This is a genomic window from Ferruginibacter sp. SUN106, from assembly GCF_050611765.1.
Classification (GTDB): Bacteria; Bacteroidota; Bacteroidia; order Chitinophagales; family Chitinophagaceae; genus Ferruginibacter.
In genome coordinates this window covers 1,074,092-1,089,711 of sequence record NZ_JBODJC010000002.1, presented here as the reverse complement: position 1 = coordinate 1,089,711, position 15,620 = coordinate 1,074,092, and the positions used below count along the sequence as shown (strand labels likewise).

Here is a 15,620-nt window from a genome sequence, read left to right as displayed (position 1 = left end):
TTTTATGAAAAATAAAATGATCAATAAAATATTATTAGCAGTAGTTGTGGCTGTTGTTGCAACATCCTGCGCAAAAAAACTGGACCTGTATCCGGTAAATGATTTAACGCCGGAAAAAACATATTCCACAGCAGCAGGTTACAAAAGTGTGCTGGCAAAAATTTACGGTACATTATCTATCACCGGCAACTCAGGCCCTGCAGGTAGCCCCGATATCAGTGGCGGGCTGGACGAAGGATCGCAGGTGGCTTTTATACGTATGTTGTTTAACTGCGAAGAATTGCCAACCGATGAAGCAGTTGTAGCCTGGAATGACCAGACCATTAAAGACTTCCATAATTTAAAATGGACAGCCGATGATCCTTTTTTGAAAGGGATTTATGCAAGGCCTATTTATAACATTACTTTGATTAACGAATACCTGAGAGAAGCAACTGATGCAAAACTGGCAGAACGCAACATCACAGGTACTGCAGCCGATGATATTAAAAAATCAAGAGCAGAAGCAAGGTTTTTACGTGCTTACAATTATTGGGTAATGCTGGACCTTTTTGGTAAATCTACTTTTATTACTGAAGCCAATGCAGTAGGCACAGAGTTACCAGGTGAAAAAAGCAGGGCTGATTTGTTTGTCTATATTGAATCTGAATTAAAAGCAATTGAAACAGACCTGGCAACAGTAAAAACAATTGAGTATGGCAGGGTAGACCAGGGTGCAGCATGGGCTTTACTGGCAAGGTTATACTTAAATGCACAGGTATACACCGGTACCGCTAAATATACCGAAGCCATTACTTATGCTAAAAAAGTAATTGGCGGCGGCTACTCTTTATACCCCGATTACCGCAAAGTATTTATGGCCGATAATGATAAAGCCAAAGACGAATTTATGTTTGCCATCAATTGCGATGGCTTACGCACTCAGGCTTATGGTAATACCACTTTCTTTGTACACTGTGCCTCCGGCGATGACCATGATGAATATGGTGTTGGTGGCGGATGGTATGGTTACAGGGGTACAAAAGGGTTATCTGATCTGTTTAATGACCTGAGTGGCAATACAGATAAAAGAGCCATGTTCAGTACCACTAAATACGGCACAGCAGCCAGCCAGATAGCAATCAGCGATATCAGCAATTTTGATAATGGTTTACACATCAATAAATACAAGAACGTTCGCTCAGACGGTGGTGCAGTTTCTGATTCCAAGAAAGATTTTTCTGATGTTGATTTTCCTGTATTCCGTTTACCTGAAATGTACCTGATTTATGCAGAAGCAGTATTAAGAGGTGGTGCAGGTGGCGATGCAGCAACAGCATTAACTTATATCAACCTGATAAGAACAAGAGCAGGTGCAACCCCATTTTCAGCATCTGACCTTACACCGGTTGCCAATGGCTTACAAAACATTTTAAATGAAAGAGGCAGAGAGTTGTATTGGGAAGGACATCGCCGTACAGATCTGATCCGCTACGGATTATTAACTACCAACACTTATTTATGGCCATGGAAAGGTGGTGTGGCTTCAGGTACTGCAGTAGATAGCAAGTATAATATTTTCCCTGTTCCATCTACTAACAGAACCGCTAACCCTAATCTGACACAAAATACAGGCTATTAATTTTTAACTGCTAAAATCATTTAAAATGAAAAATATTGTAAAACAAATTTTCTTACTATCCTTACTGGTGGCAGTATTTGCTTCCTGTAAAAAAGATGAGAATAAAAACTATTTTGAAGGAGGTACGGCACCCGTACTTAAAGCTTCTTCCACCGCTGCAATGGTGCTGGACAGTACTAAGAAAAACAACACCGCTGTTGTTTTTACATGGACAAATCCTAACTACCAGTTTAATACCGGTAACAGCTCACAGGATGTGATATACATACTGCAGATCGACACCACCGGTGCTAATTTCAAAAATCCTAATATTCAGGAAGTAGCCATTCCAAAAGAATTAAGTGTTACGTATACTATTAAAGACATCAACACTTTCCTGTCTAAATTAGATGTACTTGAAAATATACCACACAATATAGAGTTCAGGATAAAATCTACCATCGCAGGTAATGCAGTGCCATTATATTCTAACGTAGTTAAAATTGTTATCACGCCTTACCTGGATGTTGCCGTACCAATTCCACCAACCGGCGATTTGTACATAACAGGTGACGGTACACCCAGCAGCTGGACCAACAATCCCCCTGCATCTCAAAAATGTATCAAGGTGAGTAAGGTAGAATATAATATCACCATGAGCTTTACACCAGGCTTCTATTATAAATTCTTATCTACATTAAACAACTGGCAGCCACAATATGGTGGTAAAGTTGCAACAGGTGGAGATATAGGTTTTAATATGGGAGGAGGATCAGATCCTGATGCTATTCCCACACCTTCAATTGCGGGCTCTTATAAAGTAACCGTGAATTTTAAAACCGGAAAATATACAGTTGTAAAACAATAACAAACAATTAAAATTTTAACAATGAAACATATTTTAAAAATATTTTTAGCTGCTGTTACGGTTGTTGGTTTGTTTACAGCATGTAATAAAATAGACAATCTTAAAAAGGTGGATGCCTTACCGGTTTACCAGCTAGGCGTTTCGCCGGTTTTAAGTGCATCGGGCACTACTGTTGCACCAACACTGGCAGATTCTAATAAAGCTGTGGTAACTTTTTCCTGGACCAACCCAAGGTATGCACAGGATTCGGCTGTATACAAATACATCCTTGAAATTGACAGCACCGGCAAAAATTTTGCCAACGAAAATACCAAAACAGTAGTTGGTTTATTAACCACTTCATTAACAGGAAGAGATTTAAATGCGATCCTGCTTAACCTTGGTTTTAAATTGAATACAGCGCAGAGTATCGATGTAAGGCTGATCTCTTCTTATAGTAATAACAACGAAAGGTACATGTCGAATGTATTGAAATTGACAGTTACTCCTTTTATGGATCCTTCTACATTGGTTACAGCCAATACATCAGTTACTTTAACCTTAGCCAATGCCGCTTTAGCTTCCAATACTTTCAGCTGGACAAATGCTTTTACCGGCTACCCCGGTATTGTAACCTACACATTGCAATACGATTCTGCAGGAAAGAATTTTGTAGCGCCGATTGAAATTGCAGTAGGGCCTTCTATTTTAACGAAGGGTTTAACCCAGGGTGAAATGAATGCTACTGCATTAAATTCGGGTATACCAGGTGGTAATACCGGAAAAGTAGAATACCGCTTAAAAGCTGTAACTGCATTAGGGGCCATCGTTTTTTCTAATGTGGTAAATGTAACCATTCAAAGTTATGTGCCCATTGTAAGAATGTATTTGCCAGGTAGCTACCAGGCATCCACAGGTAATGGTAACGACTGGGATCCGCCAACAGCACCTGAATTGATCAGGGATCTACGTGCAGGAGTGTTTAATGATATGTATTATATCTACATCTACTTACCTGCAGGTGCACAGTTTAAAGTTTCAGAAGGCCGCTCATGGAATATTGCTTATGGCACAGGTGCAGCGCCAGGTTCTATCACCAGCAATAATGGTGGAAATTTTTCTGTAACCAATGCTGGTTTTTACAGGATCACTGTTAACCGCACTACTTTAAAATATGATATCCGTGAAGGCAGGATGGGCTTTGTAGGTGGTGCTACCGCAGTAGGATGGAATCCTCCGGGAGTATTCCCCACTTATGCTATGGGAACTGCAGCAACCAATTTATTTGTGGGTATCAACACCTTCCCAAGCAATGGTGGCTGGAAGCTGATTGATAATAACGCCTGGGATAATGGCAGCAAAGCAGTAGATGAAACCAGGAGTTATGGCACACCTAACGGAGATGGCAGCACGCTGGAAGTAAATGGCGCTAACTTTGCCGACATCACTACTTCACCCGTAAGAAACAGGGTGATCTGGGATGGCCGTGATGTGAATAATGTAAAATACTTTATGAGCCCTGCAGCTGAAATGAGGGTAGTGGGAGACGGTATTAACCAGGCCGGTGTAAACGACTGGGATCCGCCAACATCTCCTCAAATGACTTACACGGGTAATGGCGTTTGGACCATCAGTATTACCTTAAAAGCAAATAAGGATATTAAATTTGTAGCCGGTAATGCCTGGGGCGCTTTTGATTACGAAGACAACAGTGGCCAGAGTCAGGCTGTAGGTACCAATAAAAAAATTAAATGGGAAGGCGGGGATAATTTTAAAACCCCTGCAACAGCGGGCACTTATACCATTACATTGAATGAAAATACCCAAACAATGCGTATCAACTAATTACCAGGTTTGCGGAATTTAATAAAAGGGCTGGCCGGAAGGGCAGCCCTTTTTACGTATCAATTTTTTTCTCTTTAGCCTCTGCTCCTCTCTGGGTGCAACTCCCCCATGCATTCATCATCCTTACAAAGTCGAAGAGTGTTACTCACGTCTCACTACTCACGCTTCTCACACACTCACTATCCCATTCTTAATAGCATAAATCACCAAACCCACCCTTGTTTTTACATGCAATTTGTCAAACAGGCCATCACGGTAGCCATCAATGGTACGTGGACTCACAAACATTTTATCGGCAATTTCTTTGTAGGTCATTTCGGTGCAGGCATATTTTAAAAAGTCAGTTTCCCTTTCGTTAAGATTGGCCAGCGTATTTACAGTACTGCCTTCATCCTCTATTTTATTAATGGCATGAATAAGTTTGCCACTCACCAGGTCGCTGTAATAATAACCTTTATTAACCAGGGCATCAATAGCCGCTTTTAATTCTGCCGGCTCACTGTCTTTTAAAATATAGCCTTTAGCGCCAGCTTTCAGCATTCGGATGATGGAGTTTTCGTTATCGTACATGCTTAGGGCTAGCACTTTGATATCGGGGTGGTTTTGTTTGAGCCATAAAGTAGCTTCAAATCCATCCATTACCGGCATATTAATATCCATCAGCACCACATCGGGCAAATTGCTTTTGGCAAGCTTTTCAATAAACTCTTTGCCATCATCAGCTTCAAAATTCACCGCATAGCCAAGGCTTTGCACAAGGCTTGCAAGCCCCATACGAAGGAGCGAATGGTCGTCGACTAGAACAATGGAGGTCATGGCTAAGGGGTGTTGGTTTTCTGTACTAAAATAAAAATAGTGCATTTGTGGCAAAAAAGGGTGAAAACACGGTGGGAGAGTTTTGATGCCGCTGTTAGTTTTGAATATTTGATAAAAGACTTGGTTTTTTCACAACGATGATATATAATTACAATGGAACCTATTTTACAACCTAATAAAATTTTAAATTATGGAATTCAAACCAAAAATTGAATCAAAAAACGAAATTATTTATGATTGCTCCATTGCAACAGGAATAAAAAAAAACTTAGCTGCAAATTCTGGCTCTGAGGAAGTTTTTATTGTTTATGAAAGTTTGACAGATGTTAATGCTACCCTCAAAGACAAACCAACCAATATTAGTTTGGTTGCAAAAAACAGCGCTGGCACCGAAGTAACAATTACGCTTAAATCGCCCAAAAAACCATGGGATACAGGCATTACTCCAGAAACTTTTAACCTAATAGGGAAGTTAATTACAGAAGGAAAGTATGATGATATAAACAAATTGTTTCTTATTCAAGAAAGATAGTGGCAATTAACTTATTGTAGCCGGTAAGATCACTAAAGCTGTTTTCAGGCTTTCTAAAAATGCTTCTTAAGTGCGATAAAAAAGTATAGCGGTGCTTATAAGGGAATAATATAGAAGGATAATCGTCAATGACAGGGTTATGTAATGGGAAAATACTCATTTTACATAACCCTTTTAAATTGTTTATTAAAATAACTGTATCACTATCATTATGCGCAAGCTCGGTTAATAATTCTATAAAATCATAGTGTTGTAACAAATCATCATTACTATTCGGTGAGATAAAATGTTCTTTTTCAGGAGAAAGCATATTTAACTTGTGAATATTAAATGAGCTGTTTTTTGTGTATAGCAAATTAAGTCGTGATATAATCCTAGTAAAGCAATCCATAATGGGTTTAAACTTTTCTGTTTTTACCATTAATATCTTGTATCCGGAGTTTCCTGTCTCCTTCAATGAGTTTGTTATGCTTTGCCTGACTGAATCAGTTATGTTTGTTAAGTTGCTGTTTAATTCAATTGAAGCATAAATACGTTTACAAGCATCTAATCCTTTTGAAATGTTGCCTGCCGAACCCATAATAACTTCACAAAAGCTATTAAAATGATAGATATTTTCAAGTAATAATGCTGCGCAATTGTGCAGAAAAATATATCTAAAAGTTATCTTTTTTTGCCTTAAATACTCCGCTAAATCGTATACTAATATTCCATTCGTACTGTTTGTATCAGGCCACTTTTTAATATGCAATTTTACCGGATGAAGTATTTCATAACTTTTATTTTTAAATGAAATGGTATGTGACAGTCCTTTGAAAAAAAATTTATTTTTCCGTTCATTACTAATTCTATAAAAATACTTCTTGAAGTCAGCTGGTTGATGAGCCGGGATATTATGTTTTCTATGCATAAGTCTCCCACTGCTGTTTAATACAAACCCGGTTTCTGCTGCGCCAATTTGAAAACCATTAGAATGGCTGTATGTATAAAGAATGTAATTATCGGCAGCGTAAGTTTTTAACACATAGTCAAACGCTTTTTGCCAATAATTGAATTTTTTATTTGAAGAGATAAATTTAATCTTGCCTACATCAGATTTTTCACCCGTGTATATTGTTGATATGCAAAGTCGTAGCGGAGTATTTTCTGATGCATTCGTTAAAATTGCTCTTTCAGACTCTGTCATTGTTCGTAAATCAGTAAACGAATTTTTTATTATTACAAGTTTTATTGAATCACAATGCTGGAAATCTAAAAAATTAGTTTCAATTAATGCAAAGCTTTCTTCTGCCGAAAGCTCTGTAAAAGCATGTACAAAAAGTATATATAGCCATGTATTTGTCATAAGTCAAAGTAAAAGCTAAGTTAATATTTGTTATATTTAAAATCAAAATATAAAATGGGCTTTAAATATTTAAGCAGTTTAATACTTTTTGCTGTTTTATGGCTTTCTGCAAAAAGTCAGCAAACCCATTTAATTAGACCAGTTTTTAATTCAGATGCTTATAAAATAACTAATATAAGGGAGATTACACAAGATCAATATGGGTTTATATGGATTGGTACACAGGATGGATTAGTGAGGAGTGGATCAAAAATTGTTGAAAGTTACACAGCGGGAATAAGCGAAAAACATAATCTGAAAACATCAGATATAAGAAGCGTTGTCATTGATAGCTCAAATGGAAAAGCCTGGGTGTCTGGCAGTAGCGGAGGTATTAATGTAATTAATTTGATTACAGGGCAAATTGAATATAGCAACTTACTTTACTCTAATGATAAAGCCATTTCTATTTCCAGGTTATGCAATTATGGCGAGTACATATTAATAGCTTCTTCAACGGGCGTTTTCTATATTAATAAAAAAAATTTTCAGCTAACTAAAATTAAAGAATTCGAGGCGGTAAATATTTTTAATGTTTTAATACAAAAGGATAAGCTCATAGCTTTTACACAAAGCAAGGGCATTGTGTTTTATGACTTAAGACGATCAAGAATAATTCAGCAAATTCCTGTAAAAGAATTTAGCAAATCTACAGATATTGTTTTTTACGAAACTGCAATAACTCAAAATGGATTTATTGTAGCGAGCACTGACGGGCTGAAGCCGTTTAAGATTTTAGAGAATAATATAGTGTACGACGGCAACCTACTTAATTTCATGCCTAACTCTCTAAAAGGTATTGTGTTTGGTATTTGTATTGATCAGCAACAAAATATTTGGTTTTCAACAGAAAATAATCTGGTAAAAACAAACCTATTTACAAAGCAGTATAGCATTATAAGAAATGCAGCTGTTGATAGAATTTCCGACTGGTTAAGCTCTGTTTATACACTTTTTTGTGATGGTGAAAATAACATATGGCTTGGTTGCCAGCAAGGTCTGGCATACCTAAAGAATTCTAACCCATCTATTAAAAGCATATCTTCAAAATTCAATACTTGTTCTGGTAAACTAACACAAGCATACTATATTTATCCGCAAAATGATAGTACTACTTATGTGTGCGCTGAAAATGGACTGTATAAAGCTAATTTTAAAAAAGGTGAAATGGCCGCCCTTTTTTCAGGTACCGCTTTTGATTATTATTACAATGATGAGCAGATTGGAACTCTGGTTTCAAATGCTAACGGGTTATTTACCTATGAGCAAAATAAATTAAGACCTATAACTTTCAGTTATCCTGAATTTAGGATTTTGGGAAAAGTAAGGATTAATAGTATTGTTAGATTTGGGGATAGATACATACTGGGAACCGAAAATTATAAGGGGATTATAGTATGGAATTTAAGAACTGGGATAATTAAAAACTTTGATGGAAAAAATGATGATACATTTAAGGAATCCATAATTAACAATGTTGTGCAAATTTCGAAGAATGAAGTAGCTATTTTAGGGGATACTTATTTTAGTGTTTTTAACATTGAAACTTTTGTAAACAAAACATATACAATAAGTAAAGGTTCTAAATCAAACTATTCAATTTATTTTGATTTAGCGAAACTAAAGCAGAAATATTATGTAGCATGTTACGGTAGTGGAGTAATTGTACTGGATTCAAGTTTTAAATTTGAAAAAGAAATATCAACTCAAAATGGCCTTAGTAACAACGGGGTGTACAAATTATTTTCATGGCATGACAGCTTACTTTTTATTACAACGAATAATGGATTAAATTGTTTAAACATAAGGAATAACAAAATAAAAACTTACTATGAAACTGACGGTTTGCATGACAATGTTTTTGAAGAAACAAGTGGAAATATTTTAAATGACGAAATTTACGCCGGAGGAAAAAGTGGTATTTCAACAATAATACCTGCAAATTTTTCAAATACAGTCTCTGTTCCGAAGGTATTTTTTTATAAACTTAGTACTACTTTAACTAACAATTTAATAACTGATACTGTAAATATAAATACATCATTGTTATATGTTTCAAATAATTCAATTCAAGCGAATATTAACTTTATCGGTATTAATTATTCAAATCCTGAGCGTACAGTTTATCAATACCGTATAACAGAGCAAAGTTCCAGTTGGATCAATCTCAGTACCCAAAATTTCATCACTCTTATAGGTCTTTCACCGGGTAAGTATCACCTTCAGGTAAAGGCCGCAAACGAAGACGGGAGTTGGAGTGAACCTAAAGAATTAATATTAGAGTTTCTTCCCAAATGGTATCAAACCTGGTGGTTCAAACTACTGGTGTTTTTAACAATAGTAGGTATTATCTATGCATTCTATAGGTATCGGATACGCCAAATAGAAAAGCAACATGCCATAAGAAAGAACATCGCCACCGATCTGCACGATGATTTGGGCAGCACACTTAACAGCGTAAAAGTTTTTACAAACCTTGCCATCAGTGGCGTAAAGCAGGAAGAAAGTTTACAACAGGTAAAAGATAATTTAACCGAAGCTACTATGAGCTTGCGGGATATGATTTGGGTATTGGATGACTCTTTGGATACAGTAGATGAATTAATAACCAGGCTTAAGCAATTTGCTATACCGGTGGCAAGTGCTAGTAATATAGAAGCAGTAATTAAAGCAGATAGTGAAGTGAACAGTCGTCAACTTACCAAAGAAGAAAAACGCAACCTGTTTTTAATTTGCAAAGAAGCTATTAATAATAGCATAAAATACTCCGGTGCAGGCCAGATAGATGTTGGCATTACTGCCAGCGGCAAAAAAATAAAGATTGTTGTTGCCGATAATGGCAATGGGTTTAATGTAGATGAAGTTAAAAAAGGTTATGGGCTTAAAAATATGCAGTACAGGGCAGGGCAAATAAAGTATAAAGTTGCACTTACATCGTCACCGGGCAAGGGTACTCAAATAAATATATTACCGGTGTAGCATTTTCTACAGTATTTTCACCTTCTTTTTTCACGTTATTACACCGTTGATCCGAAAGTAAATACTTATCACCTTTACATAACACTTATTTGATCTTTGCCGATTTTATTTAAGTTAATTTGAATTTATTACTAAATAACAACACAAGAAGCTTGTGGGTGTAAGAATAAGGTATTATGTTAGTGTTGTAATCTATTCCTGTGAATAATTTAATTGCTGCTATTAATAATTCTTATCGTCCGTCTTTAACAGAAAGCTCAATACAATGAATTACTGAATATATAAGTTCTGCCTTTTTATAGTAAAGGCTGTAGTGATGCATTCAAGTAATAAAAAATAAAATAGGCAATTCGGTATTTGGTATTGTTAATTCGGTAAGTAAATCCAGGTTTGTATGTTTAATAATATTGTTTTAGATGTTTTTATTGGAATGATATTTATCTTCCTTTTGTATAGCCTTTTGGCTAGCATTTTACAGGAAGTAATTGCAAGATGGTTCAATTTAAGAAGCAGGATGCTGCAAAAAGGCATACGTAGAATGCTGGAAGATGATAATAAATATTCTATATTCACAATAGTTAACGCTGCAATAGAAATCTGGTTTAGTTTCGTCCGTTTCTTCTATCCCGCTTATAAGTCCACCAATAATTTTACCAAAGTTTTCTTCGAATATCCTTCTATTAAATATTTAGCTGAAAGCAGCTGGAATAGTAAACCATCTTATATGGAAGCTGGTAATTTTTCTAAAACAATTATTTATTTATTACGGGGAGAAAATTTTGATGGCACAATGCCGCAGATAAACTTAATCAGAGAAGCATTGTTTACAACTAAACAATTTCAAGCTGCATCTGACGGGGCCAGGCTTATTGATCAAGAAACACTCAAGCGACTCCAAAAATTGTTTCTGGATTCAAACAACGATATCGACAGGTTTAAAAATCTTTTGGAAAATTGGTTTAATGATACAATGGATCGAACTACCGGGTGGTATAAACGTCAAAATAGGTTAATGCTTTTCTTACTTGGGCTTTTTCTGGCGTATAATTTTAATGTTGATACCATAGCTATCTATAATTTATTAGCAAAGGACAAAACTGCCAGGACAAATTTAGTGCAGCTGGCAATTCATTCTATACCTAAATACGACTCACTGGTAAAAAGTTTAAAAGATACTTCAGTCAACAGTAAACGAGATACTGTAAGGGTAAACGATTCAGTTATAAAAATTATCGATAAAGTTTTTATAGCCTTACCCGACAGCACCTTACTGGCAGCTCAAAAGCTTGTCCGGGAGGATATCGACAAAGCAAGTAATATTGCTGCATTAGGTTGGCCTGATAAGGATAGTTGTAAGATTTGCGATTCATTAAAACAACGGTTGGCTTGTTGTTGCGATAAGGATAGTGCGGCGGCCGCCAAACTGAAAACTACAATAAAAAGCTATGACGAAATTTATCACTGTAGTGGAAACCCGTATCAAAATAAAAGTAACAGGTGGATTGGATGGTTATTAACTGCCTTTGCCATTTCATTAGGTGCGCCTTTCTGGTTTGATCTGTTGAACAAATTTGTGGCATTAAGAAATACTGGCAATAAACCTGAAGTTTCAAATAGTGATATACAAAAAAGTAGCCCAGGTTCTTCACCAATAAACAGGGTTGGATAATGAAGGTTACAGTGAACAAATATTTAAATGCAAGAGCTGAGCAGGCGTCAACAAATGCAGCATGTTTTTTTTATAAAAGCCCTGGCGATACTATTGAAATAGATGATGTATTGATTGGTACCGAAATAGATGGGAATTCGATATGGTATCACTGTAAAGATGATGGATGCTTTTATTGGAGTGGTGGGATAGAAGAACAAGAGTTTGAAATCCCTGGTAAAGCGACAGCCAGCAATAAAGATTTAATAGCAATAATAAATACAATAAAAAACGACCGGTCCTTCTATTTAAGCAAGAGAGTTATTGGTTATAAAGGAATTGGCGTTGGATTAAAAAATGATAGTGGCAGTTTACCCTTATGCCTGGTAATATTTGTGATTGAAAAAATAAATTTAAACCAATTAGATGCCAGTAACAGTGTTCCAACGTCAATCAGTTATAAAGGCTTTCAAATAATGACCGATGTAAAACCTGTCAAAGAACCTGCTACGCATAATTTTATACAACATCAAAATCACGAAGAACTAAAACCAGATATAAATTTTAATCCAATTGCAATTGGTGCAAGTATATCAAACAACACACCGAATAAACCATCTTCAGGATACGGTACAAGAACGATGAGGGTAAAGAAAAACAGTAAGGATTATCTGTTGAGTTGCTTTCATGTACTTTTATATAACAGGATTTTTAGTGCTGGTGATTTTACTTACAATGGTTCAATTGATGAACAAGCCGTTTTTCCATCACCAATAAAAAACACAGCTTTTCCCCGGAATAGATTTACTCATCCGGTAGTGGAAGGAGAATTAAATGGATTTTATGACTATGGATTAGTTGAGTTGCAAAGCCCCTTTGAAATAGCTAATAATTTTGATGGCACAGCAATAACAGAATTTGTTAAAAGAGCGGAAGTGGATGAATATATTGATACACAGGTAACGATTATCGGAGCTACATCTTATAAGCAAACCGGAAAAATAACATCGATAAAAGCAGAAATAGAAGTTGAGTGTCGTGGATTTCAAAGAAAATATTTTGATGTGCTGGTTTCCGAAAAAATATCAATGGGCGGAGATTCAGGAGCGCCCGTTATTACTACAGACAATAAACTATTAGGCTATGTGATAGCAGGTAATGAACGTGATGTGTCTTTTATTTTACCTTTCTACTACTTATTTTTAAACAAAGGAATCACTATCTAAATTTATAAAAATGAAAAAAGGAATTATTTATTTGTGCATGTTAGCAACTATTTTATTAACTACCATAAAAACATTGGCAATAGGTCCGGGAGATACATTAAAGATACCGGTGAGTAGCTTTCCACAAATAAAAAATATTCTTGCTGCAGGTAATGATACTTTTAGATACTCAAAGGAAAAAACTGCCATCTTGCTTGTGGTAGATAGTATTCCGAAAAAGGATAGGGATAATTTTCTTAAATTTTCGGGAATTAAAACTAAAGACGGCTTTAAAAGCCTTGCAACTACTTTAGATAAGATTGCCGATACAGCGGCAAGAAGAAAATGGTTAAATAATTTTAATGCAACAGGAACTTACAATTATGATATACTGGATTTTTTAACCACCTTAAGAGAAGGAGACAGATCAACCATATACCTTGCAACACAAACAAGTGACACCGCCAAACAAAAGATACAATTAATTATGGTAGCAAAAAGTATCAATGCTGCAACTAATCCGCCAGGTAAAAACCCCACTGGCCCATCACTGGCGGAGTTAGTTGCAAAAATAAAAATAGATTTAAAAATACAATCGCCACCTGCCGGCAATTGCTGCGAAGATGACCTTAATCCATGTAACTGTAATATAGGTAAAGGCAATGATGATATTAATAGCCTTGTAACTAATAAGATCATTTACCTGGCAAATAAAAACCTGACTGTTTATTATGATGGTGGAGGAAGGGCTAATATAATTGGAAAGAAATCATATACAAAAGAACTGTATAAAAAATATTTCTTTAACACAAGAAAATTTGAAACATCCATACCGAAAGTGTCAAGTAAAGTTTTATTTAAACGGCACATAACAGTACCCTCGGGTTCACCTTTGTCATTAGAGATTGTAAACATAAACCCCACTGCATTTAAGGTGGAAATATCTGATACCGCAACAAGTTTTAACCTGGAAACAGATAACTTAATTGACTTTTTAGATCTGGGGAATAAACTGGCTGCTAATGCAAGCCAGGTAGGTGGCACAGAAGAAAAAGCTTACATCCCCAATAGGATTGATAGTATTCGTGTAGCCCTTTACAGAATTACCGAGGAGTTAAACGTTTTTTTCAGGAATGCAAGTAACGCCTGTATTTACCAACACTATGCACTTATTCAGAGTAAGATCAATGCGAAAAAAGCAATTGATATTTTTATGGAAAATAATTTCGGCAAAGCAAGTTTTGAAAGCCTTAACAATTTCATGAGAAATAATCTTGATTCTACGAAATTAGATACTACATTACTTACTGCTGTTAACAAATTATATAACGAATTGCCTGCTGCATTTTATCCTCTTGCCAGTTATATCCCGGAAGTATCAGGCAACTTTGATAGGGTAACTTTTAGGTTCAATATTCTTGCCCGGGAAAATACACCCTACATATCTTTGGTAAAAGCAAAGGAAATAAACACCTATCCTGTTGGTGGATTTAAAGTGGATATTAGTTCCGGATTATACTATTCCCCGGAATTGGCTAATGAAGATTATTCGATAAGAGCAGATAGTAATGTAGTGAAAAGTTCTACCGGCGCTGATTCAACAACCCGCCGCGGAAATAAATTATATAGAGAAAACAGCGAAAAGAAAGGCGAATTTGGTTTTGCAAGTTATCTTCACTTTTATCCCAAAATTTCACCAGACTTTAATGTCTCGGCAACAATTGGCGCAGGCGTGAATTTTAAAGAAAAACCTCAAATCAGGTATTTTCTTGGAGCTTCAGTATTGCTGGGACGTGAAAACAGGCTGGCAATTACCGGAGGATGGATTTTTGGTAATGTTAATCAATTGAGTAATCAATATGACAGTATTTCAAAACATGACTATTGGTTGCCTGGTTCTGAAACTTCTGTAACATATAAAAAATCTTTTGTTTCAAAACCTTTTATAGGGATAAGCTATAACATACCCTTCATTAAAAAGAAAAAAAATACGGAACAAGTTGTAACTCCGGATACTACCCCTAAACCTAAAAATCCGGGAACTGGAACTACTAAAACAGACAGTACTAAAACAGCTGGTTCAGCATCAACACAGTCAAGTAATTCTGGTATTGGAATAGTTAATGCAGCTGCTTTAAATAATGGGAATGTGCAAGAAAACCGGGTTCTTGCACAACCAGCAAAAAAGGAAAAAATCAAGAGAAAATTTCACTGATTAGTTCCACGAACTTAATATCTGTATTCCCGCAATAAGTCGTGGTAATTTTATAAATGAAAAATTTTACCAGACACATAATTTCTCCGATTTTGGAACTACTTTATTTTAGCAAAACGTAAGATATTCCCAGTGTTATCAAGTACTGTTGGGGCGCCCCGTCTTTTCCCCTCCCCATTCTCCGTTATAACACCCTTGTATCAAACAAATGCCTGCCCCATATTTGTACAACCAACAACGGTACACAAAAGGGGTATTGCCTCAACTAATGGTATCGTTTATTTTTAACTGTTATAGCATGGTGAAATCAACAAGGCTTTTAACTAAAAGAGAAGAAGAGGTACTGGCTGTACTGGCAAAAGGTCTTTTGTATAAAGAGATGGCTGTACAACTGGGCGTTTCACTTGATACCGTTAAAAAGCATTGTAAGAACATTTACCACAAACTAAAGGTCCGTAACCGAACAGAAGCCACCAATTATTTCAATACCCTGAAAGCTGCATAGCACCGCACCTGGTGTTGTGGCTAAATATTTTCAAAAACTTATCA

At 36.0% G+C, this 15,620-nt stretch carries 11 protein-coding genes; 9 read left to right on the top strand and 2 right to left on the bottom strand.

Annotated elements, in window-relative coordinates; translation table 11 throughout:
• Positions 1–4: 4 nt before the first annotated feature.
• The 3 genes from ACQ334_RS10545 to ACQ334_RS10535 are packed head-to-tail and all read left to right on the top strand — an operon-like array spanning position 5 to position 4,292.
• A complete protein-coding gene (locus ACQ334_RS10545; protein WP_430988168.1) occupies positions 5–1,621 on the top strand; it encodes a RagB/SusD family nutrient uptake outer membrane protein in 1,617 nt (538 codons plus the stop codon).
• A 25-nt stretch (positions 1,622–1,646) separates the two neighbouring features.
• A complete protein-coding gene (locus ACQ334_RS10540; RefSeq protein WP_430988167.1) occupies positions 1,647–2,468 on the top strand; it encodes a SusE domain-containing protein in 822 nt (273 codons plus the stop codon).
• Between the two features lie 21 nt (positions 2,469–2,489).
• On the top strand, positions 2,490–4,292 hold the full coding sequence (locus ACQ334_RS10535) for a SusE domain-containing protein (RefSeq protein ID WP_430988166.1): 1,803 nt from the start codon (positions 2,490–2,492) through the stop codon (positions 4,290–4,292).
• Positions 4,293–4,460: 168 nt separating this feature from the next.
• Here ACQ334_RS10535 and ACQ334_RS10530 read toward each other — a convergent pair whose 3' ends face one another.
• Entirely contained in the window at positions 4,461–5,108 is a 648-nt protein-coding gene (locus tag ACQ334_RS10530; protein WP_430988165.1) for a response regulator, read from the bottom strand.
• 190 nt (positions 5,109–5,298) lie between these two features.
• Between ACQ334_RS10530 and ACQ334_RS10525 the strand changes: the two genes are divergently transcribed.
• Complete coding sequence (locus ACQ334_RS10525; RefSeq protein WP_430988164.1) at positions 5,299–5,640, top strand: hypothetical protein; 342 nt, start codon at positions 5,299–5,301, stop codon at positions 5,638–5,640.
• Here ACQ334_RS10525 and ACQ334_RS10520 read toward each other — a convergent pair.
• Complete coding sequence (locus tag ACQ334_RS10520) at positions 5,624–6,985, bottom strand: hypothetical protein (protein WP_430988163.1); 1,362 nt, start codon at positions 6,983–6,985, stop codon at positions 5,624–5,626. The two genes, ACQ334_RS10525 and ACQ334_RS10520, sit on opposite strands and share 17 nt — an antisense overlap.
• Positions 6,986–7,039: 54 nt before the next feature.
• On the opposite strand from ACQ334_RS10520, the gene ACQ334_RS10515 reads away from it, so the two are divergent.
• The 5 genes from ACQ334_RS10515 to ACQ334_RS10495 all read left to right on the top strand — a co-directional run bounded on the left by ACQ334_RS10515 (position 7,040) and on the right by ACQ334_RS10495 (position 15,576).
• The gene (locus ACQ334_RS10515) at positions 7,040–10,003 is read left to right on the top strand and encodes an ATP-binding protein (RefSeq protein ID WP_430988162.1); all 2,964 of its coding nucleotides are present in this window, start codon (positions 7,040–7,042) and stop codon (positions 10,001–10,003) included.
• A 538-nt stretch (positions 10,004–10,541) separates the two neighbouring features.
• Positions 10,542–11,672, top strand: a complete 1,131-nt coding sequence (locus ACQ334_RS10510; protein ID WP_430988161.1) for a hypothetical protein — start codon at positions 10,542–10,544, stop codon at positions 11,670–11,672.
• Positions 11,672–12,877 (top strand): hypothetical protein, encoded by a 1,206-nt coding sequence (locus ACQ334_RS10505; protein ID WP_430988160.1) that lies wholly within the window; start codon positions 11,672–11,674, stop codon positions 12,875–12,877. The genes ACQ334_RS10510 and ACQ334_RS10505 overlap by 1 nt, the downstream gene beginning before the upstream one ends.
• 10 nt (positions 12,878–12,887) lie before the next feature.
• On the top strand, positions 12,888–15,071 hold the full coding sequence (locus tag ACQ334_RS10500) for a hypothetical protein (protein ID WP_430988159.1): 2,184 nt from the start codon (positions 12,888–12,890) through the stop codon (positions 15,069–15,071).
• A 298-nt stretch (positions 15,072–15,369) separates the two neighbouring features.
• Positions 15,370–15,576, top strand: coding sequence for a response regulator transcription factor (locus ACQ334_RS10495; protein ID WP_430988158.1), 207 nt, complete (start codon positions 15,370–15,372; stop codon positions 15,574–15,576).
• Positions 15,577–15,620: the final 44 nt, after the last annotated feature.

What these genes read in the sequence shown, in the direction of transcription:
- ACQ334_RS10545 (WP_430988168.1), top strand. Translation starts at nt 5, where the DNA reads ATGAAAAATAAAATGATCAATAAAATATTATTAGCAGTAGTTGTGGCT.
- ACQ334_RS10540 (WP_430988167.1), top strand. Translation starts at nt 1,647, where the DNA reads ATGAAAAATATTGTAAAACAAATTTTCTTACTATCCTTACTGGTGGCA.
- ACQ334_RS10535 (WP_430988166.1), top strand. Translation starts at nt 2,490, where the DNA reads ATGAAACATATTTTAAAAATATTTTTAGCTGCTGTTACGGTTGTTGGT.
- ACQ334_RS10530 (WP_430988165.1), bottom strand. Translation starts at nt 5,108, where the DNA reads ATGACCTCCATTGTTCTAGTCGACGACCATTCGCTCCTTCGTATGGGG.
- ACQ334_RS10525 (WP_430988164.1), top strand. Translation starts at nt 5,299, where the DNA reads ATGGAATTCAAACCAAAAATTGAATCAAAAAACGAAATTATTTATGAT.
- ACQ334_RS10520 (WP_430988163.1), bottom strand. Translation starts at nt 6,985, where the DNA reads ATGACAAATACATGGCTATATATACTTTTTGTACATGCTTTTACAGAG.
- ACQ334_RS10515 (WP_430988162.1), top strand. Translation starts at nt 7,040, where the DNA reads ATGGGCTTTAAATATTTAAGCAGTTTAATACTTTTTGCTGTTTTATGG.
- ACQ334_RS10510 (WP_430988161.1), top strand. Translation starts at nt 10,542, where the DNA reads ATGCTGGAAGATGATAATAAATATTCTATATTCACAATAGTTAACGCT.
- ACQ334_RS10505 (WP_430988160.1), top strand. Translation starts at nt 11,672, where the DNA reads ATGAAGGTTACAGTGAACAAATATTTAAATGCAAGAGCTGAGCAGGCG.
- ACQ334_RS10500 (WP_430988159.1), top strand. Translation starts at nt 12,888, where the DNA reads ATGAAAAAAGGAATTATTTATTTGTGCATGTTAGCAACTATTTTATTA.
- ACQ334_RS10495 (WP_430988158.1), top strand. Translation starts at nt 15,370, where the DNA reads ATGGTGAAATCAACAAGGCTTTTAACTAAAAGAGAAGAAGAGGTACTG.